This window comes from Aliidiomarina maris (assembly GCF_003987335.1).
Lineage (GTDB): Bacteria > Pseudomonadota > Gammaproteobacteria > Enterobacterales > Alteromonadaceae > Aliidiomarina > Aliidiomarina maris.
Genome location: NZ_PIPK01000003.1, coordinates 100,979 through 125,435 on the forward strand (window position 1 = coordinate 100,979; position 24,457 = coordinate 125,435).

A 24,457-nucleotide genomic window follows, 5' to 3' on the forward strand; every position below is an offset into this window, starting at 1 on the left:
CTAAACTCGACTATCGATCAACAGACCTGTCGCACTGTCTAGTTGTTCATTCTGTGTGAGCGACTGCATGCGCCCAGCAAGCTTCAAAAAGTCATCAGACGGAATTTGACGAATGACATCGCCCGTTTCCCGATCGATAACTTGTATAATGGGCGAACTGTTGGGCGCCTCTTGCAACGAAAACTGAATATCTTGATTCAGGTTTTGTGCCACTCTTAATAACGCTTCTGCAGCTTGCACAGTATCTTGTATATCGACTTCGTTGTCTGAACGTTTAGCCTGCTCCGCCATTTTTACTGCGAGCTTTTCCTGCTCGACCAGCAGCGCACCTTTATCCGGCTGATTTTCAATTACTTTTTCTTCTCGTGATTGGTTAGCGACTATCCGCGCGGCGTCGCTAAACCCAGTATTCGATGATTCTACACTCATAACATGCCCCCCAATTAGCATGTGGAAAATATGTACCCATATCTATATCGGTCGTATTTTAAACAACTTTAGTTGTTTTTGCGGCAATATTCTGCCTAGACTTACATCGCAGAGGCAATAAATTGCCCTTGGCACAACATACCTATGCTGGCGGACTTCGCCTTAATTGGCTTTACTCAGCTAGCTGCGAATAAAGCGATAATTTTAAATGAATCGTAAGTAGTTGATTTCAAATATAAATACATTTAAATCTAAAAATCTTAAAACTTTGGCACACTGCATGCAGTATTTAAAATGTGAAGTTTACAACGTCTGTCAACCGGCTAGTCAGGATGCCCCCCTACAACCTCCTTTTCCTGACTAGTCGGTTCTTTCATTCAAAACGCCAAACCATATAAACAAAAATGCCAAGCAATTGCTTGGCATTTTCGCGAGGGGATGTTTTAACTTGTTTACAGTAAAGAAAGCGCCGCTTGCGGTCTTTGGTTCGCCTGCGCCAAGATAGCGGTACTTGCCTGCTGAGTAATCTGGAACTTAGTCAAGTTCGCAGTCTCTGCAGCAAAGTCAGTATCTTGAATACGCGAGCGTGCAGCAGACACGTTTTCAACCACATTGCTTAAGTTCGCAATGGTAGATTGGAAGCGGTTCTGAATTGCACCCAGTTCAGCACGCGCCGATCCTACAGAAGCGATTGCCGCATCAATATTACTCAAAATGCCTTCCACTGGCGCGCTTCCGGTTAAGCCTGATACGCTAACGCCGTCGACACCTAAGCCTGCCGAGTCAAAGCTACCGCTGCCGCCTGATCCTGTTCCCAAAGAAATAGTGATACGCTCTTCTGAAGTGCCGCGCGATCCTACCAAGAAGCCGACGCTTAGAGAGCCATCAAGTACCTCTTTCCCGGAGAACTCAGTGGTACCAGCAACACGGTCAATTTCAGCTTGTAACTGAGTGATTTCTTCTTGAATTGCAGTTAAATCTTCGTCTTCATTAATGCCATTGTCAGCTTGAACTACTAGCTCTCGCATACGCTGAAGCATATTGCCAGTCTCTTGCAACGCGCCCTCAGCAACCTGAGCCAATGAAATGCCATCGTTCGCGTTTCGCACAGCCTGATTGAGGCCGTTAATTTGCGATGTTTGACGATTCGTAATTTGCAGACCCGCCGCATCGTCAGACGCGCTGTTGATTCGAAAGCCTGATGAAAGGCGCTCGAATGCGGTGCTTAAACCGTTACCCGACGTCATTAGCTGACGCTGAGCGTTAATCGATGATACGTTTGTATTTACGTATAAAGACATAACTTCTCCTTTGCGAGCTCTTCACTCGCTGCCATTTTTTATTTAATGCAAGCCCAACCACAAGCTTGCATACAATCCCCTACATCATCGATATCGGATGCTCACTGCAAAGCTTTAGCATTATTTTGTGCAAAAACAAAAAAACCGGGCAAAGCCCGGTCTTCTCGGTAGGGTATCGTACTTATAACAATGACAATGCTGCCGTCGGTCTTTGATTCGCCTGGGCTAAAATTGCCGTACTGGCCTGTTGCGTGATTTGAAACTTGGTTAAGTTCGCTGCTTCACGCGCAAAGTCAGTATCCTGGATACGCGAGCGCGCTGAGGACACGTTTTCAACCACATTGCTTAAGTTAGCAATGGTAGATTGGAAGCGGTTTTGAATCGCGCCCAACTCCGCACGTTTAGAGCCAACGGTTTGAATTGCTGCATCGATTGCAGTTAATGCCGCCTCCGCTGGATTCGCACCGCTACCTAAGTTGGTCACATCAATCGCTGATGCATTGACACCCAAACCTTCTGATGAAAAAGCACCCGATGCGGCTGTGCCTGCTGAAAGGGTTACACTGATACGCTCGTTAGCGGTGCCACGTGACCCGACTAAGAAGCCGACATCTAACGAACCGTCCAGCACGTTTTTGCCAGAAAACTCAGTGGTTCCTGCAACGCGATCAATCTCCGCTTGCAGTTGGGTAATTTCTTCTTGAATAGCGGTCAAGTCTTCAGCTTCGTTAATCCCGTTGTCAGCTTGCACCACGAGCTCACGCATACGCTGCAGCATGTTGCCAGTTTCTTGCAATGCGCCCTCGGCCACTTGGGCTAGTGAAATACCGTCATTGGCATTGCGCACAGCTTGGTTCAAGCCGTTAATTTGCGATGTTTGACGGTTGGTAATTTGCAGGCCCGCCGCGTCGTCTGACGCACTATTGATACGGAAGCCTGATGAAAGACGCTCAAACGCAGTATTCAAGCCATTGCCTGACGTCATTAACTGACGCTGCGCATTCAACGATGACACGTTGGTATTGACGTATAAAGACATAACATCTCCTTCGCGAGCTTGCACTCGCTGCCATTAAAAATACAAGCCAACCTCTTAGCTTGCATGTATCCCCTACGTTAGATGTATCGGCGATATTTTTTTATTCTTTAGGCATTTTTTATGGCATAAATATTTAATGAAAATCAGGCACAAAAAAACCGAGTCGAAACTCGGTTTTTTTGCGAGGGGAACGTAGCTTACAGTAGCGACAATGCAGCCTGTGGACGCTGGTTCGCCTGTGCAAGAATTGCGGTACTAGCCTGCTGGGTGATCTGGAACTTAGTTAAGTTCGCAGTTTCAGCAGCAAAGTCAGTGTCCTGGATACGTGAACGCGCAGCAGACACGTTTTCAACGACATTGCTTAAGTTCGCAATGGTAGATTGGAAGCGGTTCTGAATTGCACCCAATTCCGCACGGGCTGAACCAACCGTCGCAATCGCAGAGTCAATGGCACTCAATGCAGCTTGAACAGGCGCAGCGCCAGAACCTAAACCAGTCACGTCAATCACGCTGTCATCAATACCTAAACCTGATGAGTCAAACGCTACGGTCGTACCTGAACCATCGGCCGATAGTTGCACGGTAATGCGTTCTTCTGATGTTCCACGAGACCCAACCAGGAAGCCTACATCCAACTCGCCGTCGAGTACATTTTTACCAGAGAATTCAGTGGTGCCTGCAACACGATCAATTTCCGCTTGCAACTGAGTGATCTCTTCCTGGATTGCGATCAAGTCTTCGTCTTCATTGATACCGTTATCCGCTTGCACTACTAACTCACGCATACGCTGAAGCATGTTACCAGTTTCTTGCAACGCGCCTTCAGCAACCTGAGCTAAAGAAATACCGTCATTGGCGTTACGAACCGCTTGGTTCAAACCATTGATTTGCGACGTTTGACGATTCGTGATTTGCAAGCCTGCCGCATCGTCAGACGCACTGTTGATACGAAAACCTGAAGAAAGACGCTCAAACGCGGTGTTTAAACCGTTACCAGATGTCATTAACTGACGCTGGGCGTTAAGCGATGATACGTTTGTATTTACGTATAAAGACATAACATCTCCTTTGCGAGGGTTAACTCGCTGCCATTTTTTATCGTATTAAGCTCAATTGCTGAGCTCATTTTTTCCCCTACGGTTATTGTGTCGGCCAGAGAATTTAAATCTTTAACAAAAAAAGCCGGAATCTTTACGATTCCGGCTTTCCCTGTCAACCCAATTAGCAAGTTGCCCCATTTCCCTTAACTTGCTAACTGGGATCTTCCAAAACTGCTTATCCCAACAGTGACAACGCTGCCTGTGGACGCTGATTCGCCTGGGCAAGAATTGACGTACTAGCCTGCTGCGTAATCTGGAACTTAGTTAAATTCGCTGTTTCTGCCGCAAAGTCAGTGTCCATAATGCGTGAACGCGCTGCCGACACGTTTTCAACAATATTGCTCAAGTTCGCAATGGTTGATTGGAAACGGTTTTGAATTGCACCTAACTCAGCACGAGCAGAACCAACTGTGGCTATTGCTGCGTCAATGTTGCTTAAGAAGCCTTCGACTGGGTTTGCGTCACTGTTATCAATACTTGATACATCAATCCCGTCAATACCTAAACCGGCTTGGTCGAAAGCTTCATTGGCACTGCCGGCGCTCAAGGCAATGGTGATACGTTCTTCTGATGTACCACGTGACCCAACTAAGAAGCCCACGTCTAACTGACCGTCCAAAACATTCTTGCCAGAAAACTCGGTCGTGTTTGCAACACGGTCTATTTCTTGCTGAAGTTGAGAAATCTCTTCTTGAATTGCAGTCAAGTCTTCCTGCTCATTAATGCCGTTATCTGCCTGCACAACCAGTTCACGCATACGCTGCAACATGTTGCCAGTTTCTTGTAGGGCACCTTCGGCAACCTGTGCTAACGAGATGCCGTCGTTGGCATTACGAACCGCTTGGTTCAAACCATTGATCTGCGAGGTTTGACGGTTGGTGATCTGAAGACCTGCTGCGTCATCCGCTGCGCTGTTAATACGAAAACCTGACGATAAACGCTCGAACGCAGTGTTCAAACCATTACTTGAAGTCATCAATTGGCGCTGTGCATTTAATGACGATACGTTGGTGTTTACATATAAAGACATAATTGCTCTCCTGGCCTCAATGGGGCGTTGAAACTTATTAGCGGCGATACGCCTTGCTTGGTAAAGTTAACGGCCAGAAGTAGAAAAGCTTTAGCGAATTTTTTGCTGTGCCAAGAATTCAGCCCACAAAAAATCTAACTCAGTGTCGATGTCTGCGGAGCGACTCTGGGGCATTATATAAGCAAAGGTTTGAGTGGGTGCTTCGTACAATTGACTAAGGTCAAGGGCGACCGCTCGTGTCATGAGGTAAATCGCACCATTCAACTGATAGTAAAGTGCTTTTTGTGTGCCAGTCGATGCTGGCGTGACGAAGTTAGTCATTACGTGATTGTCTGGCAGCTGGTTGCACAAGCTCAAAGGCACTGCCGACTCACAAACTGAGACTATCGCATCCGCATTTTTTTCCTCTAACAACCGAAATGAAGCATGAATATCGCTCACCTGACGTAGCGGGGAGGTGGGTTGTAACAACATAACATAATTAACGTCAGCGCCATTTCCGTCCGACATATCGGTAATAGCATGCGCTAGAACATCCTGACTGCTCGCTGCGTCGGTGGCTAAATGCGCGGGACGCAAAAAAGGAACTTCAGCACCCCAGCTTTTCGCTACTAATGCGATATCCGGGTCATCAGTAGTTACCAATACCTTCGAAAAACAACCGCTGGTTAGCGCGCATTCTATCGTCCACGCAATGAGCGGCTTACCGGCAAACAACCGTAAATTTTTACCTGGCAATCGCTTACTGCCACCACGTGCAGGAATAACCGCTATATTCATGGTCACAAACCTAAGCTTTCGATGTCAGATTGTGCGCGCTGAAAATCGTCCATACGGCCAATATCCAACCAGTACTCATGGATTGGAAACATCCCGACTCCCTGCTGATTTTGCATCTGAGTGGCCAATAAATCGGTCATATCGATATGCGCACCTGATACACATGCATCAATCACTTCGGGGTTCAATACGTACATTCCAGCGTTTACAAAACAACGCTGAGTTGGCTTCTCTTCAATGCTGCAGATTCGACCTTGTTCCCCCTGAATGACGCCATATGGAATCTGATGTTCGTATTCGCGGACGCACATGGTAGCGGCGAAATTATTTTGCAAATGGAATTCCAGCAAACGCTCAAAATCAATCGCAGTCAAGATATCGCCGTTCACGACCAGCATGGGTAATTTAAGATGCTCCGGATCTAATAGTCCCAGTGCACCAGCGGTACCAAGCGGTGACTCTTCATGAACATACTGAATGCTTACCCCAAACTGTTGACCGTCCCCAAAATGCTGATGTATGACTTCAGGAAGGTAATGCGTTGAAATATGAAAGTTTACAAAGCCGTGCCGCTTAAGACGTAAAATTAAAGTCTCTAACACAGGCTTGCCGCCCACATTTAACATAGGTTTTGGCGTTATATTAGTGAGTGGTCTCAAGCGAGTGCCAAATCCACCGGCCATAATAAAAACAGGGTTATCGATACTTTTGGAGGTACTTAATTCGGCCAGTGTGTATAACCCAAGCAACTCATTAACATCACTCACGATAGGAATCGCTAACACTTGCTTCTCTCGCATCAAGCGCAATGCCTCACTACGTGGCACTTGTTTACCTAGCGTAAGTGGTTTATCGTTCATAACCTGACTAACGGGTGCATCTAAACCTTGACCTGCTAACAACGAGCGTCGAATGTCACCGTCAGTAACGACCCCATGCAACCTATTGTTCTGGCAAACTAGGACGATTCTTGACCCAGTTTGATTTAACTTAACCAACGCTTGTTGCACGCTGGATTCAGGTGTAACCACGGTATCGACCCAATTAAAACTCATTTTTAGCACCTAATCGTATCGTTGCTCGGCCCGGAAACACGGTCGCATAGGCAGGAATATCTTGCGTGACGATTGCGCCTGCACCCACTACAGCGTGCTTCCCTATTCGAATATTTTGCAATATCACAGCACCTGCTCCCACATGGACGCCTTCAGCGAGTGTAACGCCCCCACATAAAGTCGCATTTGGCGCCACATGGCAGTGTTTGTCGATAACGACATCATGCTCGACCACCGCTGCACTATTAATTAATGTATTTGCGCCAATTTGAGCACTATGAATGACAGCACCGGTTACAACCTGCACACCCTCATCCAGCTGCGCATATTGTGAGACAAAAGCCTGCGGACTAATCAAAGTAATAAATTTAAAACCTGAATTTTTTGCCACGCAAAATACATGTTCACGTCGTCGAGGCTGTCCTGGTAGAGAACCTAAACCATTAACTAACTCAAAATCATTGCTGGAATACTTGGAAATTTCAGTGTCACTTAACCAATGCTCAATACCGTCAAACATAGGCGCAATTGATATTTGCGGATCAATCAATGCGATCAGCTCGACATTTCGTGCGCAAGCTATCTCAAAAACAACTTTCGCATGGCCGCCTGCTCCTATTATGACCACTGGCTTATTCAATGATAATGTCCCCTGCTTGGTAATCCCGGCGGCTAGCTCTATCGACAACTCGCCAATAATCGAAACCACTCAAGCCTGTACCTGGCCGTTTTAAAACTAGGTCCTCAGGCTGAATTAATTGACCTCGCTTAATCGCTCGACTTGCCACCAAACTCTTACGCGCCACCGCTTTATTCGCAATTTCGGAATCCGTTGCACGTTTTATGCCGTCCCCCAATGCCGATTCAACTTGTCGAATCGCCTGCACCATCGCTGCCAATTCAGGTGGCTCTAATGATGCCTTGTGATCGGGCCCGGGTAACGTACGATCTAAGGTAAAGTGCTTTTCAATCACCTGCGCGCCGCACGCTACTGCAGCAATGGGAATGGTAATTCCCGAACTATGGTCGGAATATCCAACTGGTAACCCAAAAGATGCAGCCAAAGTCTGCATGGCGCGTAAATTAACCTCATTAATAGGCGCCGGATATTCTGTCGTACAATGCAGAACTGTCACATGCTGAATCAGCGCGCGCCGACCAGCTGGGCTAGCATATGCCGCAGCAAAATTTGGCTGTTGATTCACTGATGTATCTGGATTCAAAAAGCCGTACGCCAACGCACTCAACGCACACTCAACGTCGGCTAACGAACACATCCCAGTAGACAGAATGATATCGCAACCCTTTTGCGCGTGCCGAATGAGAAAAGGTGCATTCGTTATTTCGCCCGATGCTACTTTTAGCCGACGTAGACTTAAGTCTTCGGTCAAAAAATCTAAGCTATCGGTATCAAATGCTGAAGAAAGAAATTCAATATTCAGACTTTTGCAATGTTCCAGCAAAGCGCGGTGTGCACTTCGATCTAGCTCCAGGCGTTGTAGCATCTTCGATTGAGATTCGGACTTTCCCGTATTGCGAGCCTGATAGCTCGCTTGCTTGGCCTCAGCGGTCACAAGGGCGTTAGCGGTAAATGTCTGAAACTTCACAGCATCAGCGCCAGCCTTATAGGCAGCGTCCACTAATGCATGAGCGCGCTCTACACAGCCGTTATGGTTGACCCCTGCTTCAGCTATAATAAACGTCATACTCACCTCTAATTGGCCAGACTCATCACTTTCAGCTAATTAATATCGTAGAATTTCTTGTATTTACTCACCAAAGGCTTACGTAAGATGTTCAGCATTTTTTCGCTAGCGCAACCAGCATCATATGGATTATGTATCGGCTCACTCATCGAAGAACTAAACGTCAAAGCCTGATCTATTGAGGTTTTAATCGCACTGATGCTTGTCTCGCTGTGGAACACCGATTGGGCGGCTATTCTTCCCGCTTGCCTATTACCGATGTTCACAGTTGCAGTACCAACCGAGGGTGCTTCAATAATACCGCTTGACGAATTACCGATCATAACTTGAGCATGTTTTAATGCGCTCAGGAAGCGCAACTGGCCCAACGATGATGTCACGTAAAAGCGCTCGGGATATAGACCGGCTTGAGTTTGCATGCGCTGTATCAGCGCTCTGCCACCACTATCTGCATTTGGAAACGTCATTAACACCCGCAGCTCAGGGTAGTGGTTCAGCGCCTGAAAAATATTATCTAAAACTTCGACCCCATCCAACTCACCGTGAGTTTCAGGATGATAAGCCAAGACGACATAATCCTCACCTAACTCAAAGTTCAGTGCAGCAATAAGTTCGTCACGGGTGAGTAATTGGACTTTATGTAAATGCTCGACGCCTAAGCTTCCGACGTGGTGAACGCGCTCGGGCATTTCTCCCATCTGAATGATGCGCTGGCAATAGCGTTCGGTCGAAGCCGCATGTAAATGGCTCAACTTGGTGATTGCGTGCCGAAATTCATTATCATAAGCACCCTCGGTAATTTCACCACCGTGCACATGCAAAATCGGAATATGCATCATGACTGAGGCTTGGGCCATGCTTAAAGCCTCATATCGGTCGCCTAAAATAATCATCACATCAGGCTGTTGTCGAGCCAATGCATCAGCGAACCCGATCATCCCAAGCGCTGAGCTTTTTACTGTAGCTGCGGCACTATCAGAAGCCAGCAGCATCTCAATAGTCTCATCAATGACAAATCCATCTTTTTCTATTTCCTTTGCGGTGAACCCAAATTCAGGCACCAGGTGAGTACCTGACACAAATAATTGCAGGGTTAAATCGGGTGCTTGCTGGATAGCTTTTAACGTCCAATACAGCAAACCATACTCCGCCCTGGTCGCGGTGAATACGCCTATTTTACGTGGGTTCATGCTGCTGACCTATAATGGGAGAGCTCGGTAAATTAACAAGACGACTTTCCAGGTATTCTGATACTTGCAAGTTGCCTGCCGGGCAGTGAGCATACATCGGCAAGCGATGCATCAGTTGCCACACCGGCCTGCACATAATGCCAGCCCGGTTCAGGTTGACCAAAAACTCATCCCTTGACGCTTTGTCTGCGCAAACCACCGCATTCAACCAGAAATTCGACTGACCATGTGCTGGTTCATCTACGAATCGATAGTCACTGTCAGCAAAAAACGTACGATAAGCATTCGCAAGCTTCCGCTTAGCAGTGAGATAGCTAGGGAGTCGCGTCAATTGTGCGCAGCCAAGGGCGGCGTTCAGGTTCGGCATGCGGTAATTAAAACCAGCCTGGTCATGATAAAACTCATACGGGTGCGCAACTTTAGCGGTTGTGGTTAAATGCTTAGCTTGAGCCCCGCTTGCTTGATCTCGGCATAACAGCATACCTCCCCCACCCGTGGTTATTATTTTATTGCCATTAAAACTTAATGCAGCAAAGCGGCCTATCGTGCCCGTGTGTTGGCCATCATAAAATGAGCCTAAACTCTCTGCCGCATCTTCGATCAATTCCAGTTGCCATTGATTACAAATGGCGTGTATTTCACGCAAATGCACAGGGTGACCAAATGTATGCATAGGTACAACCGCACGGATAGGCCGCCCACTCTTGGTGTCAACGCAACCATCGGCAGTCAGTTTGGCATGCTCATTTAAGTAGCTATCAAGCGCATTTGGACACAGTCCAAGCGTCGCTTCACTGACATCGACGAAAACTGGAGTGGCACCTAAGTGATGAATAGCGTTACATGTGGCGACAAACGTTAACGCTTGAGTAATCACAAAGTCGCCAGCCTGCACCCCGCTTAGCTTTAATGCCGTATGCAACGCAGCGGTTCCATTCACGGTCGCGACGGCTTGGCTAGTGCCCGTGTACTCGCGCACACCACGCTCAAAATCATCCACATACTGACCGACACTCGACACGAACGTTGTCGTGAGCGTGTCAACTACAAGTGCTGTTTCAAGCTCACCGAACGCTGGTGCGTGTAGCGGAATAGCATCGTTAGTATTGAATAAATCACGGATAAATTTAGTAACATGGGGTGACATTTTATATCCATCGCTTACATTTTATCATCAAGGTACCGCCCCTTTTCCTGATGTTGGAACTCAGGTAGTAATATCTGAATTTGATCGAGAATATCCTGCTTAGACCATGCCAAGTTTGTGCGCATTTGTGCAATACGTTGAGCGAACACATCAAGCTGCTCAGTATCAAAGTTCAATGCGCTTTTAACCACGCCTATGCTTTCAAACCACCTCATATCAAGGGTTTCTTGAGCAGTAAAGAACTCTTCAAAATCCTTTTCACCAGTGGTATCACTATCCGTGAACAAGCAAGGCCATTGATTATTTTGCGGCAACGTCGCCATTAACTGCCGCGCTTGTGTTTCAGTTTGACAAACAGCGACCTCCAACCCAAGGGCATTTAAATAGCGCTCGGCAATCTCTGCAAACGTGGTCAAGTGCAACTTAGCACTTAGCTTCGGAAACAATATGTCGCGGTTATCGCCCAGCATGCATGACATCAAACACAGCTGTCCTGACTCCTCAGGAGTTAGGAAGTAACGCTTGATATCTTTTGGCGCAACGATAGGTTGGCGCTTTTGTATTCGTTGATTAAACCCGTGCAATAACGAACCATCCGAGAAGGCCACGTTGGCGAATCGTGCGGTAGAAATGTCGATATGTTGGCTGCCGCGCATTAAAAACATTTCCATAATGCGCTTAGAGGCACCCATCATATTGACAGGGTTTGCAGCTTTATCCGTTGACACACAAAAGTATTTTCGGGCGTCACCCATGATGGCTTGGTTTAAGGTCTTCTCGGTATTGAATATATTCGTTTCCAGCATACGCATTAAGGTAAAAGGGTCTTTTTCACTGCGTACATGCTTGAGCGCCGAAAGGTTGAGCACGTAGTCGTATCCGCCTTCTTGTTGCAAGAATGCTTGATATTCCAAACTACCGACATCTAGTGCGAAAGTCCGAAAGTCGCCCTCTATATAGCCTAACGAGCTGCGGATATCTCGCACTAACTCTACAAGATTGTTTTCACTGATATCAACAACATGCAGTTTAAGTGGGTGGCGCTTAAAAATCTCCTTGGTGACAGCGTGGCCGATTGAACCCGCGCCACCGATAACCAAAAAACGATTACTGCCGACTAAGTCAATTAATTGTTTGCTGTGCGCATTGATATCTGAATCAAATAGCCCTTGGTTGCGACCTATCAAACCAAGAATATCCATTATTGCAATACCTCTATGTTGTATTCTGACTCAAAGCTTATACAAAAAAGCCGAGTCGTATAAGACTCGGCTTCTAAAAATTGCTTGTTACAGTTTGTTGGGATTAACCCAGCAGTGACAACGCTGCCTGTGGACGCTGATTCGCCTGGGCAAGAATCGAAGTACTTGCCTGCTGCGTAATCTGGAACTTAGTCAAGTTCGCGGTTTCTGCTGCAAAGTCTGTGTCCATGATGCGTGAGCGGGCTGCCGACACGTTTTCAACAATATTGCTCAAGTTCGCAATGGTTGATTGGAAACGGTTTTGAATCGCACCCAACTCAGCACGCGCAGAACCAACGGTAGCAATAGCGTCGTCAATACTTGTCAGGAAGTCTTCAACTGGGCTCGACGCACTGTTGTCTAATGCCGATACGTTGACAGCGTCAATTTCTAAACCTGAGGCTGAGAACGCACCTGAAGCTGCGCCACCCGCTGACAAAGTGATTTCAATGCGCTCTTCAGCGGTTCCGCGTGACCCCACAAGGAAACCCACATCCAGTTGACCATCTAACACGTTTTTACCAGAAAACTCAGTGGTAGACGCAACGCGGTTAATCTCTTGTTTTAGCTGGTCAATTTCTTCCTGAATAGCGGTTAAATCTTCAGCTTCGTTGATACCGTTGTCCGCTTGGACTACCAGCTCACGCATGCGCTGTAGCATGTTGCCAGTTTCTTGCAAAGCACCTTCAGCAACCTGCGCTAATGAAATGCCGTCGTTGGCATTACGAACAGCTTGGTTCAAACCATTGATCTGCGAGGTTTGACGGTTGGTGATCTGAAGACCTGCTGCGTCATCCGCTGCGCTGTTAATACGAAAACCTGACGATAAACGCTCGAACGCAGTGTTCAAACCATTACTTGAAGTCATCAATTGGCGCTGTGCATTTAATGACGATACGTTGGTGTTTACATATAAAGACATAATTGCTCTCCTGGCCATAATGGCGGCGTTAATTTTATTTCGGCGCTGTCGCCTTGCTTGTTTAAGTTAACGGCAGGAATTTTTTTTTCTTGAGGGGGATTTGTATTTTTTTTAGTTTTTTTCCAGCTAAAAACAAAAAAGCATCACCTAAATTCAGTGATGCCTCTCACGAATCAAAATCTGACAACCATTTAATGAGCAGCGAGCCCAGCTTGCTTGCGTGCCGCTTCAAGGTATTTGGCTAAACTGACGTGAGGCTCATGCATTAAACGTTGATACGCAACGCCAGTAAATGCAAAGGTTAACTCATTAAATTGCAAATACACCGCCGGCGCATCAGCAATCGATGTGTCATAAATCCACTCACCACCATGCTGACGCCGAAATACCTCACCCACGTAAGCGCCAAAAATCGTACTTATGGTGAAAATAGTCTGCTCTTCGCTTGCGCTTTTGATTCGAGCCGACGCCTTACTTAGCGCCTCATCGGCTAAAGCAACACTGACATCACTGCCATCCAGTTCAATATCAAATTCGTTGCGTGCAAACACCACGGCGTCCTGTGCACTTGCCTGCATTAAATCAGCTAATTCTTGCCCTGAAATCGTCATCATGTACTCTTCTATCGTAAATAATCGAACAAGCTTAAACGCGTGATTCGAGTAAAAGTGGCTTGTGCAGCTTGTAAGGCTGTATCTTGCTTGATCAATTCCGTCATCGCCTCAGCGTAATCGACGTCTTGAATGCGTGACCGCGTGTCTTTATTCGCAATGGCAAAGTCTGCATTGGTAAGTATCGCTGTGTTGGCGCTATTCATACGGCTACCAGTGCGTGCTCGCACACTACCTAAACTGGTCTCAGCAGCATCAAGGTCAGCCAGCGCAAATTCAATTCCTTCGGCTAACTGAGCATCATTGATGTTCGGATTATTCAGTAAATTCACCATGTCATTTAATACAGTGGCAATATTTTGTTGTGGCTGCCCTAAACGGATTTCAATAGTCCCATTTGCGGCCGTGCCTTCAGGATTGACTTGTACACCATTAAATTCGATGCTTTCACCTGCCACATACGGTCCCGTTGCAATCACGTTGCCGCCGCTATCCGTCACGCTAAAGGTACCCGCACCATCATCAAGCGCTACCTGATACAGATTATTAGCCGGATCTTGCTTGTCATAATTCGCACGGTGAAATGCCTCAAACTGAGCGCGATCGGTCAGTAGTGTGGAGGCGCCAGTCACATCTCCGCCGACATTGCCCACCCGTGCACGTAATTCTACTGGGGTTTGCTGAAAAGCTTCAGCGCCAGACGTACTTGATTGAATTTGTAAGCTAGAAGTGACCTGCACTTGCTTGGCACCGTTGTCACCAAGGTAATCGTACACGCCAGTCACTGGGTTTAATTCGAACGGCTTTACTTCGGTTTGGTAACCAGCAAACAAATAATCACCGTTTTCGTTACGCGCGTTCATCATGTCTAATACATTGTCGCGCAGCACTTCAATTTCCAGCGCCAGTGATTGGCGGTCATTGAAGTCATATGCCCCGTTACCAGCCTGCACAAATAGCTCTTTCGCACGGAATAGCGACTCTGAGATATTCGACATTACCGACTCTTGCCGCGACAAGTCATTCAGCACTAACTGCGAGTTCTTCTGAAACTGCTCGTTCTGCTTAATCCGGTCGGTCAGCGCTAAGGTTTGTGCTTTACCTGCGGGGTCGTCAGCGGGCGTCAGAATTTTGGTTTCGCGTGCGATCTGGTCTTGCACTTTAACCAGCTTATTCTGGCGGTCAATGACTGAGCTCAAGCCCTTATCATAAATTTGGCTGGTGGATAATCGCATGTTGATTCCTCCTTTCGTGGGGAACGGTGTTTGTTGTCTGGTTTTGCGCGGCGGCAGGCATGACCCGCCCTACGTCGTTATCGGCGCTTTTGGGTAAACAGTTAACGGGTCGCGTTCAATAAGGTGTCAAATATGGTTTGTGACACCGTAATAATGCGCGCTGCAGCATTAAACGACTGCTCGTATTTGAGCAAGTTCGAGGCTTCTTCATCCAAACTCACACCCGACACTGACTCGTAGAATCCGGTGGACTGCTCCAACAAAGCCCTTGCTGCTTCATCGGCCGTGCGCGCTTGGGCAACTTTGTTACCCACGTCCGACACTAAGCGGCCATACCCTTCGTTGAAGGTCATCATATTTTTTTCACCTTCAACCACAGGGTTGCGGCGCAGTGTTTTTTCGCGCTGCAATTCACTCATAGCGACACTGTTGCTATTGTCGGCAAAGCCATTAGTGTTGTACTCAATATTGAAAGTGTCGCCTGTGTCCGGGTTTCCGACAATCGTTACATCATAGTCGGGCGTAAAATCATACAGCTGCGGCGTCGCTGCAAAAGCTGCATCGGTCGGCTGCGGACCAACGCCGTCCCACTCGACCGCCCGCGACAGTACGTTATTCATATTGGTGCCTTCGTAATAGCCAATAATATCGCCGTCATTAGTGCGCACAGCTAGTTGGTGTTGTCCGTTGGCAAAACCAAGGTATTCAAGTTGTACTGGGGCATCGCCCGCCAGCGCGTTGCCATCAAAGAAGTTATCCACTGATTGCATGCCATTAAATGACAACACACCACCGCCTGAATTTTCACTGCCCTCAGCCACACGCACCGGCGCGGCTAACGACAGATCTTCAGGGCGGGTAATGCCCATAAAAATGTTCGATGCGGCGTTTTGGGTGAAATTGACCTCAAACTTGTCGCCTTCTGCGAAGGTCCCAGCGCTAATATTAAACTGCAAACCAATGCCTAAATCACCTATCCAGCCATCTGCATCTGCATCGGCAAAGTTCGCTTCGGTGTAATCGCTTTCGTTACCAATGATGCGGCCATTGGTGTCAAGGGCGACCACGCGAAATGTATCGGTGCCAGTCATGCGCAATTCATAGCGATGAGCGGTTAATTCCGCTGCTTGACCGGGTTCGAGGCGTACGTTAATAATTTGACCCGGCGCACTATTAATATTGGTGTAAGGTAAGGCTTGAATTTCAGTACGGCTGAGGTCGAACATATCGATACCGAGCTCGTTGTCTAAATCCATTCCCAAACGCGATTGCTGGTTCAGTGCGTCTGCAAACCCTAAGGCTAACTGGCCTAACTTAAACTGCGTCGGCTCTAGCACTTCGTCACGATACGCTACCATACCGCCAATTTTTCCACCAAGGGCTGCGATGTCGACAGGAATGTTAACGACGTTGCCGCCACTAATGGTTTGGGTGGTTAACTCCAGTCGGTTCGGGTTCGGGTTCCCCTGAAGCGCAATTAGGTTGAAAGTGCCGTCTTCCATAATCAGGCTTTGACCACCCGCTAAGGTGACATTTTGACGCCCATTGTCAAAGTCTTTGACATTAATCTGTACATATTCTGACAACTCACGTAATTTTTCGTCGCGTTCGTTCAGTAAACTATTCAATGAACCCTGCGCTAGCGCGTTGTCATTCTGAACCGCGGAAATTTCACGGTTAATCGCTGCAATACTCTCCACCAAGCTATTCGCACGATCAACTTCCAGCTCTAAGCGCTCATTAAACTGTTCGTATTGGTTATCCAGAAAATCGGCAAAGTCGCGCATGCGCGCAGTCACTGCCGCACCTTCAGTCAAAAGCAGCTCACGGTAAGTCAGTGACCCAGGGTCATTGTTGGTGTCCTGCATCAAATCAAAGAAGTCTTCGATAGAGGTGATCACTGAGCCAATGTCATTGCCTAATACCGTGTCGATACGACGTGCTTGATCAAGATACGATGCGGTATATGCCGCCCGCGACGTGTCGATGCGCACTTGGCGCTGAGTGAACTGGTCCACCATGCGCTCTACTTGCAAGCGGTCCAAGCCGGGACCGAAATTGGCTTGGGTATACATTGGCCGTTCACGCACGTAGCCTGGCGTGTTGACGTTAGCAATATTGTTACCGGTAATCTGCAACGAGCGCTGGTGCGCCAAAGTTGCATTTTTGCCTAAATTTAATAAATCGAATGACATGCTAACGCTCCTTTAAGCGTGCTTACACACTTAAAAACCAAATTTTGCTCTTACTTGCTGCATCACATCGCTGTTCATAATCGTTTGTAGCTTGCGTGCGTAACTAGGGTCTGTGGCATAACCTGCTTGCTGCAATGCTTCAACAAACTGCTGCGGTTGCTGCCCGACATTTAATGCTTGCTGGTAACGCGGGTTAGACTGGAGAAAATTAACATAGTCATTAAAGCTCTCCGCCACACTGTCATACACGCGGAAAAATGCTTGCTCGCGCTGAGGCTTGCCGTCGTAATATTCCGTAGTGCGGGTTTGTGCCGCCTCACCTTGCCAGCGGTGATCAGCTTTAATATTAAATAAGTTATTGCTGCTGCCATCACCATGTGCCACCACATAGCGGCCCCAGCCGGTTTCAAGTGCCGCTTGCGCCAATACAGATTCTGGCGCGATACCGGCTTGTTCAGCGGCTTGCTGGGCGTACGGCGCCAACTGCTCTAAGAATTCCATTGGGTTACTGGCGCGCCATTCACCTTGGCTCAGATTCAGGCGGTCACTGCGGCCATTGCTTGCCTCTCCCGTAATTGCTGTTGCCGCTTGATACGGCACGGTTACGGACTGCTGCGGCTTGGCAAATTCTACGCTCGCGCTATCCGCTTCTGCATGACGCGTGCTATGCACAGCACCCGGCACTCGGTTCACAGGCAACATCGACGCCGGCGTATGGTTGCTGGTCGCAGTGGGGCTTAATTGCTGCACCATTAAATCCGCTAATCCAAGGGTACCTTGGCTCGACAACTCGCTGGTCAGCTGGTTGTCGTACATGTCCTGAAAGAACTCTACATCGCGCGAGCTCAATGGGTTGTCTTCGGTTTCAAACACCTTGTTGGCCTGGCGCATGCTCTTCATCAGCATGTTCATGAACAAGGCTTCAAACTGCTGGGCCGCGGCGCGCAACGCACTTTCGTCGTTGCTTAAGCCACGTTTACGTAACTGATCGAGTTGAGACAGGTCATACACAGAGTTATTGCGTGCCTGCTCTAAATGGTTAGATGTAAAGCTATCCATGATCATAAGTCGTTACCCAAGTTTGCCGTTTGATACTGCCATATCTGCTAACAATGCAATTTCAATACCAATTAAATGACCACCAGCTCGCCGTCAATCGCGCCAGCTTGTTTCAGCGCTTCAAGCACTGCGATAATATCGCCGGGCGCCGCGCCTACTTGGTTAATTGCATTGATTAAATCGTTGAGTGATACACCTGGGTTGAAGTCGAACATGCGGGCATCGTCACGCTGCACCTCAATGGTGGTGTTGGGCGTAATCACGGTATCGCCTTGGGCGAAGGCATTCGGTTGGCTGACCTGCCAGTTCTCCATAATGCTGACCTGCATGTTGCCGTGAGCTACAGCGGCACGGTGCAAGCGCACATTATTGCCCACCACAATGGTACCGGTGCGACTATTGACGACGATGCGCGCCGGCGCTTCGCCTTGGGTAATACTAATGTTTTCCAAAGTCGCTAAGTAAGCAACGCGCTGGGCCGTGTCTTGAGGTGCAATCACTCGAACGGACGCGGCATCCATTGGTGATGCGCTGCCAGGTCCGACTAAGTCGTTGATCGCCTCAGCCATACGCTTAGCCGTGGTGAAGTCGGCACGATTCAGGTTAAAGGTAATAAATTCACTCTGTGCAAAGCTGGTTTCAATTTCGCGCTCAACCATAGCACCGTTGGGGATCCGGCCGACGGTTGGGGTGTTAATCACAATTCTTGAGCCATCGGCACCTTGCGCGCCAAGGCCGCCTACGACAAGGTTACCTTGAGCAACTGCATAGACTTCGCCATCAGCACCGCGTAAAAAGGTTTGTAATAATGTGCCACCAACTAAGCTGTCGGCCTCACCGACGGACGATACGGTCACGTCGATTTGTTGCCCTGGCTTGGCGAACGCAGGTATCTCTGCGTGCACGGCAACAGCGGCAACGTTATTAATTTGTGGGCGCTGGTTCTCCGGCAAGTTAATGCCGAAATTGCCAAGCATGGTTCGGAAGGTTTGGTCGGTAAAGGGTGTACGTTCGCCCGTGCCTGGTAAACCAACCACTAAGCCATAGCCCATCAGTTGGTTAGACCGCACCCCTGCTACTTGGGCGACGTCCTTAATGCGCTGGGCTTGCGCCACTTGCGACATGGTGGTGGTGCTTAACAGCAAGACAATTAAGCCAAGCACCTGCCAAAATTTTGCGCGTAAATACCACATAATTGCTTCCCCGAAACCTCAAAGTTTGTTCACATGGGAAGCTATTCACAATTCGTGCCAAAGTGTTCTCTGCCTGAAAGTATAAAAAAACGGCAGGTCAAACCTGCCGTTTTTTTATCTGGTAAGCGCTCGCAACTAGAACGGCCAGATTGGGCCATTAAAGAAGCGGGTCAGCCACCCTTCGCGCTGGGCGTTGGCTAAGCTGCCGGTACCTGAGTATTCAATGCGCGCATTGGCCACACGGTTTGACTGAATGGTGTTGTCTGAACGCACGTCTTGAGGGCGAATAATGCCGGTCAAACGCACATATTCCTGACCGTTGTTCAGAGTTAACCATTTTTCGCCGCGCACAATCAGGTTGCCGTTGGGTAACACGCGGATCACGGTTACCGTAATTTCACCTTGCAATTGGTTGCTTTGGTCGGCTGACGATGCGCCTGAAAAATCACTGCCACCGTTAATCTGTGCTGACAATGGGTTGCCAGCCACCCGCACTTCACGGCCAAATAAAGTCGGCGACGGCAAGTCAATGTTGGTGTTACGCGATGTGCCTGTGTTAGCCGACTTCGATGCGGTGGTTTGCTCTTGCAGCTGCACCGTAATGATATCGCCTAGGTTGCGAGCCTTAATGTCCGAGTAGAGCCCGTTGACCGCTTGCCCGCGAAATAGCGAACCATTCGGTACTGCTGGCTCTACCTGCTCTTCAGGCATCATTGGCGCATAATAAGGGTCGTCTGGCATCGGCGTTGGTTGCGGTGCACTCGCACAAGCAGCCAAGCTAAGCGCGGCAGCCGCAATGGCTAATTTTTGCCATAAGGATGTAAACATAACATTCACCTGCATTATAAGGTCATTAAAGCTGCTGCGTAGCGAAGCCAAGCATCTGATCAACCGACGAAATCACTTTTGAGTTCATTTCGTAAACACGCTGGCTTTCGATCAAGTTCACCAGCTCTTCTGTGACGTTCACGTTCGAGGTTTCAAGGGCGCCCTGCACTATCGAGCCTGTACCATCAATCCCTGGCACGTTGACCTGAGGCTGACCACTTGCTGCGGTCTCGACATACAAGTTCTCACCGCGCGGCTCCAGACCTGTTGGGTTGATGAACATCGCCAGGTTAATTTGGCCAACGACCTGGTTTTGCGCATCACCGGCAATTTTCACCGATACTTCACCGTCTTTAGCAATGGTAATTGACTGCGCGTCATCGGGGATATTAATCGCAGGCTGCAATGGGTGGCCGGCACCTGGCGTAACTAAGTCACCTTCATTGTTCAAGGTGAACTGACCATTGCGGGTATACGCAATGGTGCCGTCTGGCATGAGAATTTCAAAAAAGCCAGGGCCATTAATCATAATATCCAGCGAATTATCGGTGGTTTGCATGTTGCCTTGGCCAAAGATTTTTTGTGTCGCAACCACTTTGGCACCTGCACCAATCATTAAGCCTGAAGGCAGCTCAGTGTCTTGGGTCGACTGGCCGCCCGGCTGGTTGATATTTTGATACAACAAGTCTTCAAAAATGGCGCGGTCTTTTTTAAACCCTATAGTGCTCGCGTTCGCCAAGTTGTTTGAAATGATAGAGATATCACGCTGCTGAGCGTCTAAACCAGTTTTTGAAATCCACAGTGCTGGATGCATAATCCACCTCCGCCTTAAATAATTTAATAAATTCTGAGTAACTGTTCAGAGCGCTGATCGTTCTCTTCAGCGGTCTTCATCATCTTCACGCTCAGCTCGTAATTACGCTGCAACGCGATCAATTGCGTCATTTCTTCAATCGCATTCACATTACTGCTTTCCAATGCACCAACTTCCAAGCGAGCATTGAAATCAGCCAGCGGAAATTCTGCGCCGCCTTTCATTCGAAATAAGCCGTCAGTACCTTTTTCTACTTCGCCATTCGGTGGGTTGACCACGCTAATGCGGTCAATCACCTCACGGACCTCTGAAGGTGCGCCTTGAGGTTGAATCGATACAGTGCCGTCTTTGCCTATGGTGATATTGGTAATCGGCAATGGGATAAATACCGGGCCTGCTTCGCCCATCACCGCCTGACCCGCCGAAGTTTGCAGCATGCCGCCTTCAGTCACTTGTAGGCTACCGTTGCGGGTCATCGCTTCCTCGCTGTTGTCATCCAGCACGTGTAACCAGCCTTGCCCTACAACGGCAACGTCCAGATCACGGCCGGTGGTGCGCAGTGCGCCTTCGGCAAAGTTTTGCCCTGGACGTTCAGTCAGCGCGAACACGCGACTTGGGTGGCCTTCGCCATACGCCTGCATTGAGCGAGCCTGCGATAAGTCGGCACGAAAACCCGTGGTGTTGACGTTGGCTAAGTTATTAGCCCGCACCGACACGGCGTTCATGTTCTCTTTCGCACTGCTCATGGCGATATACAGCATGTTATCCATTGGTAGCCTCTTACTTGCTAACGGTCTTAGCAAAGACTATGCAGAACACGTGCCAACTTAATTTTTAAAGGAGGGAACCAAGGGCATGCCGTGCATGCCGCACAGCCAATAGAGAATTCAACACAACACCAAACACCAAACACCAAAACAAAAAACGCCATTGCAACACGGCAATGGCGTTTTTTTGGGGCGGTATCTTGCCGCACGGTGACCGATTGTGGCCGAATTAGGGCAACAAGGCATGCAAAGCATGCCTTACCCATTAACGGATCTGCAAGATAGTCTGTTGCAGTGTGCTGTTCACTTCAAGCGCACGTGAGTTGGCCTGATAGTTACGCTGAGCAACAATGATATCCACCAGCTCTTCAGTCAGGTTGACGTTAGAGTTTTCCAGCGCCGACGATTCAATCGCACCCAAAGTACCTTGACCTGCGATACCAGTAATCGGCTCGCCAGAGTCAATGGTTGCGCGCCACTTAGTACCGCCCGCCTGCTCTAAGCCTTGCTCGTTATTGAAGTTGACCATCGCAACCTGGCCTAAGAACTGAGTTTGGCCATTCGAGTAAGTCGCTGCAATCACGCCACGCTCATTGATATCAACCCCAGTCAAGCGACCCACCGTGCTACCGTCTTGATCCAATGCCGTCAATTCAAACGCCGATGCGAACTGCGTTGGGCGGTCTGCACCACCTTGTGAGCGGAAGTTAAAGTCAACATCTAACGGCTCAGCACCACTGGTTGGCGTAAAGGTGAAGCTACCAGCTTCAAAGGTGCCGCCCGGAGTTAACGCGCCTGGACCGGATGGGTTACCACTGGCATCAAACGTAATCCGCATGCCGGAATAGTTCACGCCACCGATTAAGCCTGAATCAGCGCCTTCATAGCCTGCAGGCGGCACGAAGTCGACCATCTGACCATTCACAGTCTGGTACACGTCCCATTCGTTGGCGTCACGCTTGACATAGTAAGTCGTGACTGTGTGCGCTTCACCTAATGAGTCATATACAGTCGCAGAGGTTGAGTCGGTATAAGACGACGGATCAGCAGGGTCAAAGTTAGACTCACCTGGCGCAGTTTCAGGAATTGGCGTTTCGCGCGAATCTAAGTTTACTGACTGGAAAATATTCGCAGTCGGTGCTGGTTGCCCTGCAGTCGATGGAATTTCAATCGCTCGTGTGGTGCTTAATGCAGTAGACGACGTTTGACCGGTTTCACGGTTAACTGGGTACGCCTGCAAGAAATCACCATTGTTATCCACAATGAAATTGTTGCGGTTCAGCTTAAACGCACCGGCGCGGGTGTAACTTAATTCTTGCGAACCTTCAGCTGGCGCAGTCACAAAAAAGCCGTTGCCTTTAATCGCTAAGTCGAGGGCGTTTTCAGTGAAGTCCAAAGTACCTTGCGAGAACTGCTGTGCAACCCGCGAAGTTTGTACACCATCACCCACTTTAGTGCGGCTGTTAGTGAATAATGACGATGCGTACACATCAGCAAATTCAGCACGGGAGCCTTTAAAGCCAGTGGTGTTAACGTTGGCAATGTTGTTTGAACTGGTGTCAAGGTCACGTTGCGACGCAGCCAAGCCACTAAGAGCGATATAATATGACATAAGTCACCTCATTGAATCTTCGGCTCGGCAGCGTTAGCCGTTGCCGTTAGTAATTTGAATCACGTCTTTTAGATCAATTCGACCAATCGACTCCAAGTTCAGCACGACACCGCGTTGACCACCTGTGCTGACACTCTCTACATTGGCGTAGGTGAGTGCTATTAAATCTTCACTCGCACCACCCACGCGTCCGTTCGCAGAAATTTTATAATCACCAGGCGGCAACGGATTGCCGTCTGCATTCAAACCGTCCCATGAATAACGATGCTGGCCAGCTGGCAGTGTGCCCATATCAATGGTGCGCACCACTTGGCCCGTTTCGTTTTCGACTCGAATCACCACATTTTGTGTGGTTTGCTCGGTCGCTATCATACCTTCAACTGGGTTGTTACCGTTGAAGTAACCCACATCCGATGGAATCAACACCTGGCGACCCACCAAAGTAGAGGCTTGCAAGGCCTGGTTCGACGTCATGCTGTCGGCAAATTCTTTAAACTGTTGGCTTAAATCAGTAATACCTTCGGCCATGGTAAAGCTAGTCATCTGCGCGATCATCTGATCGTTCTCAACCGGCTTAGTCGGGTCTTGCATACTCAACTGCTGAGTCAGCAGCTTGAAGAAGTCTTCTTGTCCTAAACGAGAATCATCCTTAGTCGCCGCACGTGCTTCTTCCTCAGGCGTCCAGTACAGGTCTTGTAGTGGATTGGAGTTATTTATATTGTTAACCATGCTCGGTTACCTCAATTAAGCGTTCTGACCCATACGCAATGTGCGGCTTAACAACTGCTTGGTTGCATCAGCGATTTGCACATTGGTCTGGTAGGAGCGCGAGGCTGACATCATGTTCGCCATCTCTTCCATTACGTTCACATTCGGCTTATAAATGTAGCCATCTGCATCTGCCATTGGATGGTTGGGCGCATACTCCACCACCAATGGTTTTTGGTCTTCCACTACACCTACAACTCGGACCCCGACATTGCCATCTTGGCGCATCATACTTTCACGGCCAGGACGACTAGGGCGGCCATCCATTGCCTCTTGCAATTGAGTGGCAAAGACAGGATGACGAGCACGATAAGTTTCACCTGCTGAACTGCTCACCGTATTAGCATTAGCTAAGTTACTCGCAGTCACGTTTAAACGCAGGTTTTGCGCGCTCATGGCGCTGCCAGACACATCAAATACGTTATATAAGCTCAT

Annotated in this window: 24 protein-coding genes; all 24 read right to left on the reverse strand. The window is 48.5% G+C overall.

Features of this window, described 5'->3' with window-relative positions; genetic code table 11:
• Nucleotides 1-429, reverse strand: coding sequence for a flagellar protein FlaG (locus tag CWE07_RS04715; protein WP_157983218.1), 429 nt, complete (start codon nucleotides 427-429; stop codon nucleotides 1-3).
• 452 nt (nucleotides 430-881) lie between these two features.
• The gene (locus CWE07_RS04720) at nucleotides 882-1,730 is read right to left on the reverse strand and encodes a flagellin N-terminal helical domain-containing protein (RefSeq protein ID WP_111568527.1); all 849 of its coding nucleotides are present in this window, start codon (nucleotides 1,728-1,730) and stop codon (nucleotides 882-884) included.
• 181 nt (nucleotides 1,731-1,911) lie between these two features.
• A complete protein-coding gene (locus CWE07_RS04725; RefSeq protein ID WP_111568526.1) occupies nucleotides 1,912-2,769 on the reverse strand; it encodes a flagellin N-terminal helical domain-containing protein in 858 nt (285 codons plus the stop codon).
• Between the two features lie 197 nt (nucleotides 2,770-2,966).
• A complete protein-coding gene (locus CWE07_RS04730; protein WP_111568525.1) occupies nucleotides 2,967-3,827 on the reverse strand; it encodes a flagellin N-terminal helical domain-containing protein in 861 nt (286 codons plus the stop codon).
• A gap of 217 nt (nucleotides 3,828-4,044) precedes the next feature.
• Nucleotides 4,045-4,899: a flagellin N-terminal helical domain-containing protein gene (locus CWE07_RS04735; RefSeq protein WP_111568523.1), complete on the reverse strand. Its 855-nt coding sequence runs from the start codon at nucleotides 4,897-4,899 to the stop codon at nucleotides 4,045-4,047.
• Between the two features lie 90 nt (nucleotides 4,900-4,989).
• The gene (locus tag CWE07_RS04740) at nucleotides 4,990-5,679 is read right to left on the reverse strand and encodes an acylneuraminate cytidylyltransferase family protein (protein WP_111568522.1); all 690 of its coding nucleotides are present in this window, start codon (nucleotides 5,677-5,679) and stop codon (nucleotides 4,990-4,992) included.
• A 2-nt stretch (nucleotides 5,680-5,681) separates the two neighbouring features.
• Nucleotides 5,682-6,734 carry a nucleotidyltransferase family protein gene (locus CWE07_RS04745; RefSeq protein WP_111568521.1) on the reverse strand — a complete coding sequence of 351 codons (1,053 nt, stop codon included), beginning with the start codon at nucleotides 6,732-6,734 and terminating at the stop codon, nucleotides 5,682-5,684.
• A complete protein-coding gene (locus CWE07_RS04750) occupies nucleotides 6,724-7,374 on the reverse strand; it encodes an acetyltransferase (RefSeq protein ID WP_157983219.1) in 651 nt (216 codons plus the stop codon). The genes CWE07_RS04745 and CWE07_RS04750 overlap by 11 nt, the downstream gene beginning before the upstream one ends.
• Entirely contained in the window at nucleotides 7,367-8,440 is a 1,074-nt protein-coding gene (gene neuB / locus CWE07_RS04755) for an N-acetylneuraminate synthase (protein WP_111568519.1), read from the reverse strand. The genes CWE07_RS04750 and neuB overlap by 8 nt, the downstream gene beginning before the upstream one ends.
• Nucleotides 8,441-8,475: 35 nt before the next feature.
• Complete coding sequence (neuC, locus tag CWE07_RS04760) at nucleotides 8,476-9,630, reverse strand: UDP-N-acetylglucosamine 2-epimerase (protein ID WP_111568518.1); 1,155 nt, start codon at nucleotides 9,628-9,630, stop codon at nucleotides 8,476-8,478.
• Complete coding sequence (locus tag CWE07_RS04765) at nucleotides 9,617-10,777, reverse strand: LegC family aminotransferase (protein ID WP_111568517.1); 1,161 nt, start codon at nucleotides 10,775-10,777, stop codon at nucleotides 9,617-9,619. Before CWE07_RS04765 ends, neuC begins: the two co-directional genes overlap by 14 nt.
• 14 nt (nucleotides 10,778-10,791) lie before the next feature.
• Nucleotides 10,792-11,982 (reverse strand): UDP-N-acetylglucosamine 4,6-dehydratase, encoded by a 1,191-nt coding sequence (locus CWE07_RS04770; RefSeq protein WP_111568516.1) that lies wholly within the window; start codon nucleotides 11,980-11,982, stop codon nucleotides 10,792-10,794.
• A 100-nt stretch (nucleotides 11,983-12,082) separates the two neighbouring features.
• Nucleotides 12,083-12,940 (reverse strand): flagellin N-terminal helical domain-containing protein, encoded by an 858-nt coding sequence (locus CWE07_RS04775; protein WP_111568515.1) that lies wholly within the window; start codon nucleotides 12,938-12,940, stop codon nucleotides 12,083-12,085.
• Nucleotides 12,941-13,131: 191 nt separating this feature from the next.
• Complete coding sequence (locus CWE07_RS04780) at nucleotides 13,132-13,554, reverse strand: hypothetical protein (RefSeq protein ID WP_126818978.1); 423 nt, start codon at nucleotides 13,552-13,554, stop codon at nucleotides 13,132-13,134.
• An 8-nt stretch (nucleotides 13,555-13,562) separates the two neighbouring features.
• Nucleotides 13,563-14,786, reverse strand: coding sequence for a flagellar hook-associated protein FlgL (gene flgL, locus CWE07_RS04785; protein WP_111568513.1), 1,224 nt, complete (start codon nucleotides 14,784-14,786; stop codon nucleotides 13,563-13,565).
• Between the two features lie 101 nt (nucleotides 14,787-14,887).
• Entirely contained in the window at nucleotides 14,888-16,981 is a 2,094-nt protein-coding gene (gene flgK / locus CWE07_RS04790; protein ID WP_111568512.1) for a flagellar hook-associated protein FlgK, read from the reverse strand.
• Nucleotides 16,982-17,011: 30 nt separating this feature from the next.
• A complete protein-coding gene (gene flgJ, locus CWE07_RS04795; protein WP_157983220.1) occupies nucleotides 17,012-18,040 on the reverse strand; it encodes a flagellar assembly peptidoglycan hydrolase FlgJ in 1,029 nt (342 codons plus the stop codon).
• 71 nt (nucleotides 18,041-18,111) lie between these two features.
• Nucleotides 18,112-19,164, reverse strand: a complete 1,053-nt coding sequence (locus CWE07_RS04800; protein ID WP_241974074.1) for a flagellar basal body P-ring protein FlgI — start codon at nucleotides 19,162-19,164, stop codon at nucleotides 18,112-18,114.
• 204 nt (nucleotides 19,165-19,368) lie between these two features.
• Nucleotides 19,369-20,061, reverse strand: coding sequence for a flagellar basal body L-ring protein FlgH (flgH, locus tag CWE07_RS04805; RefSeq protein WP_111568509.1), 693 nt, complete (start codon nucleotides 20,059-20,061; stop codon nucleotides 19,369-19,371).
• A 25-nt stretch (nucleotides 20,062-20,086) separates the two neighbouring features.
• Nucleotides 20,087-20,875 (reverse strand): flagellar basal-body rod protein FlgG, encoded by a 789-nt coding sequence (gene flgG, locus CWE07_RS04810; protein WP_111568508.1) that lies wholly within the window; start codon nucleotides 20,873-20,875, stop codon nucleotides 20,087-20,089.
• Nucleotides 20,876-20,898: 23 nt separating this feature from the next.
• Nucleotides 20,899-21,645, reverse strand: a complete 747-nt coding sequence (locus CWE07_RS04815) for a flagellar basal body rod protein FlgF (RefSeq protein WP_111568507.1) — start codon at nucleotides 21,643-21,645, stop codon at nucleotides 20,899-20,901.
• A gap of 262 nt (nucleotides 21,646-21,907) precedes the next feature.
• Nucleotides 21,908-23,254 carry a flagellar hook protein FlgE gene (flgE, locus tag CWE07_RS04820; protein WP_111568506.1) on the reverse strand — a complete coding sequence of 449 codons (1,347 nt, stop codon included), beginning with the start codon at nucleotides 23,252-23,254 and terminating at the stop codon, nucleotides 21,908-21,910.
• Nucleotides 23,255-23,287: 33 nt separating this feature from the next.
• Nucleotides 23,288-23,983 carry a flagellar hook assembly protein FlgD gene (locus CWE07_RS04825; protein WP_111568505.1) on the reverse strand — a complete coding sequence of 232 codons (696 nt, stop codon included), beginning with the start codon at nucleotides 23,981-23,983 and terminating at the stop codon, nucleotides 23,288-23,290.
• Between the two features lie 15 nt (nucleotides 23,984-23,998).
• Nucleotides 23,999-24,457 carry a flagellar basal body rod protein FlgC gene (gene flgC / locus CWE07_RS04830; RefSeq protein ID WP_111568504.1) on the reverse strand — a complete coding sequence of 153 codons (459 nt, stop codon included), beginning with the start codon at nucleotides 24,455-24,457 and terminating at the stop codon, nucleotides 23,999-24,001.

Coding starts and splice junctions, on each gene's coding strand:
- CWE07_RS04715 (WP_157983218.1), bottom strand. CDS start 429: ATGAGTGTAGAATCATCGAATACTGGGTTTAGCGACGCCGCGCGGATA.
- CWE07_RS04720 (WP_111568527.1), bottom strand. CDS start 1,730: ATGTCTTTATACGTAAATACAAACGTATCATCGATTAACGCTCAGCGT.
- CWE07_RS04725 (WP_111568526.1), bottom strand. CDS start 2,769: ATGTCTTTATACGTCAATACCAACGTGTCATCGTTGAATGCGCAGCGT.
- CWE07_RS04730 (WP_111568525.1), bottom strand. CDS start 3,827: ATGTCTTTATACGTAAATACAAACGTATCATCGCTTAACGCCCAGCGT.
- CWE07_RS04735 (WP_111568523.1), bottom strand. CDS start 4,899: ATGTCTTTATATGTAAACACCAACGTATCGTCATTAAATGCACAGCGC.
- CWE07_RS04740 (WP_111568522.1), bottom strand. CDS start 5,679: ATGAATATAGCGGTTATTCCTGCACGTGGTGGCAGTAAGCGATTGCCA.
- CWE07_RS04745 (WP_111568521.1), bottom strand. CDS start 6,734: ATGAGTTTTAATTGGGTCGATACCGTGGTTACACCTGAATCCAGCGTG.
- neuB (WP_111568519.1), bottom strand. CDS start 8,440: ATGACGTTTATTATAGCTGAAGCAGGGGTCAACCATAACGGCTGTGTA.
- neuC (WP_111568518.1), bottom strand. CDS start 9,630: ATGAACCCACGTAAAATAGGCGTATTCACCGCGACCAGGGCGGAGTAT.
- CWE07_RS04765 (WP_111568517.1), bottom strand. CDS start 10,777: ATGTCACCCCATGTTACTAAATTTATCCGTGATTTATTCAATACTAAC.
- CWE07_RS04775 (WP_111568515.1), bottom strand. CDS start 12,940: ATGTCTTTATATGTAAACACCAACGTATCGTCATTAAATGCACAGCGC.
- CWE07_RS04780 (WP_126818978.1), bottom strand. CDS start 13,554: ATGATGACGATTTCAGGGCAAGAATTAGCTGATTTAATGCAGGCAAGT.
- flgL (WP_111568513.1), bottom strand. CDS start 14,786: ATGCGATTATCCACCAGCCAAATTTATGATAAGGGCTTGAGCTCAGTC.
- flgK (WP_111568512.1), bottom strand. CDS start 16,981: ATGTCATTCGATTTATTAAATTTAGGCAAAAATGCAACTTTGGCGCAC.
- flgJ (WP_157983220.1), bottom strand. CDS start 18,040: ATGGATAGCTTTACATCTAACCATTTAGAGCAGGCACGCAATAACTCT.
- CWE07_RS04800 (WP_241974074.1), bottom strand. CDS start 19,164: ATGTCGCAAGTGGCGCAAGCCCAGCGCATTAAGGACGTCGCCCAAGTA.
- flgH (WP_111568509.1), bottom strand. CDS start 20,061: ATGTTTACATCCTTATGGCAAAAATTAGCCATTGCGGCTGCCGCGCTT.
- flgG (WP_111568508.1), bottom strand. CDS start 20,875: ATGCATCCAGCACTGTGGATTTCAAAAACTGGTTTAGACGCTCAGCAG.
- CWE07_RS04815 (WP_111568507.1), bottom strand. CDS start 21,645: ATGGATAACATGCTGTATATCGCCATGAGCAGTGCGAAAGAGAACATG.
- flgE (WP_111568506.1), bottom strand. CDS start 23,254: ATGTCATATTATATCGCTCTTAGTGGCTTGGCTGCGTCGCAACGTGAC.
- CWE07_RS04825 (WP_111568505.1), bottom strand. CDS start 23,983: ATGGTTAACAATATAAATAACTCCAATCCACTACAAGACCTGTACTGG.
- flgC (WP_111568504.1), bottom strand. CDS start 24,457: ATGAGCTTATATAACGTATTTGATGTGTCTGGCAGCGCCATGAGCGCG.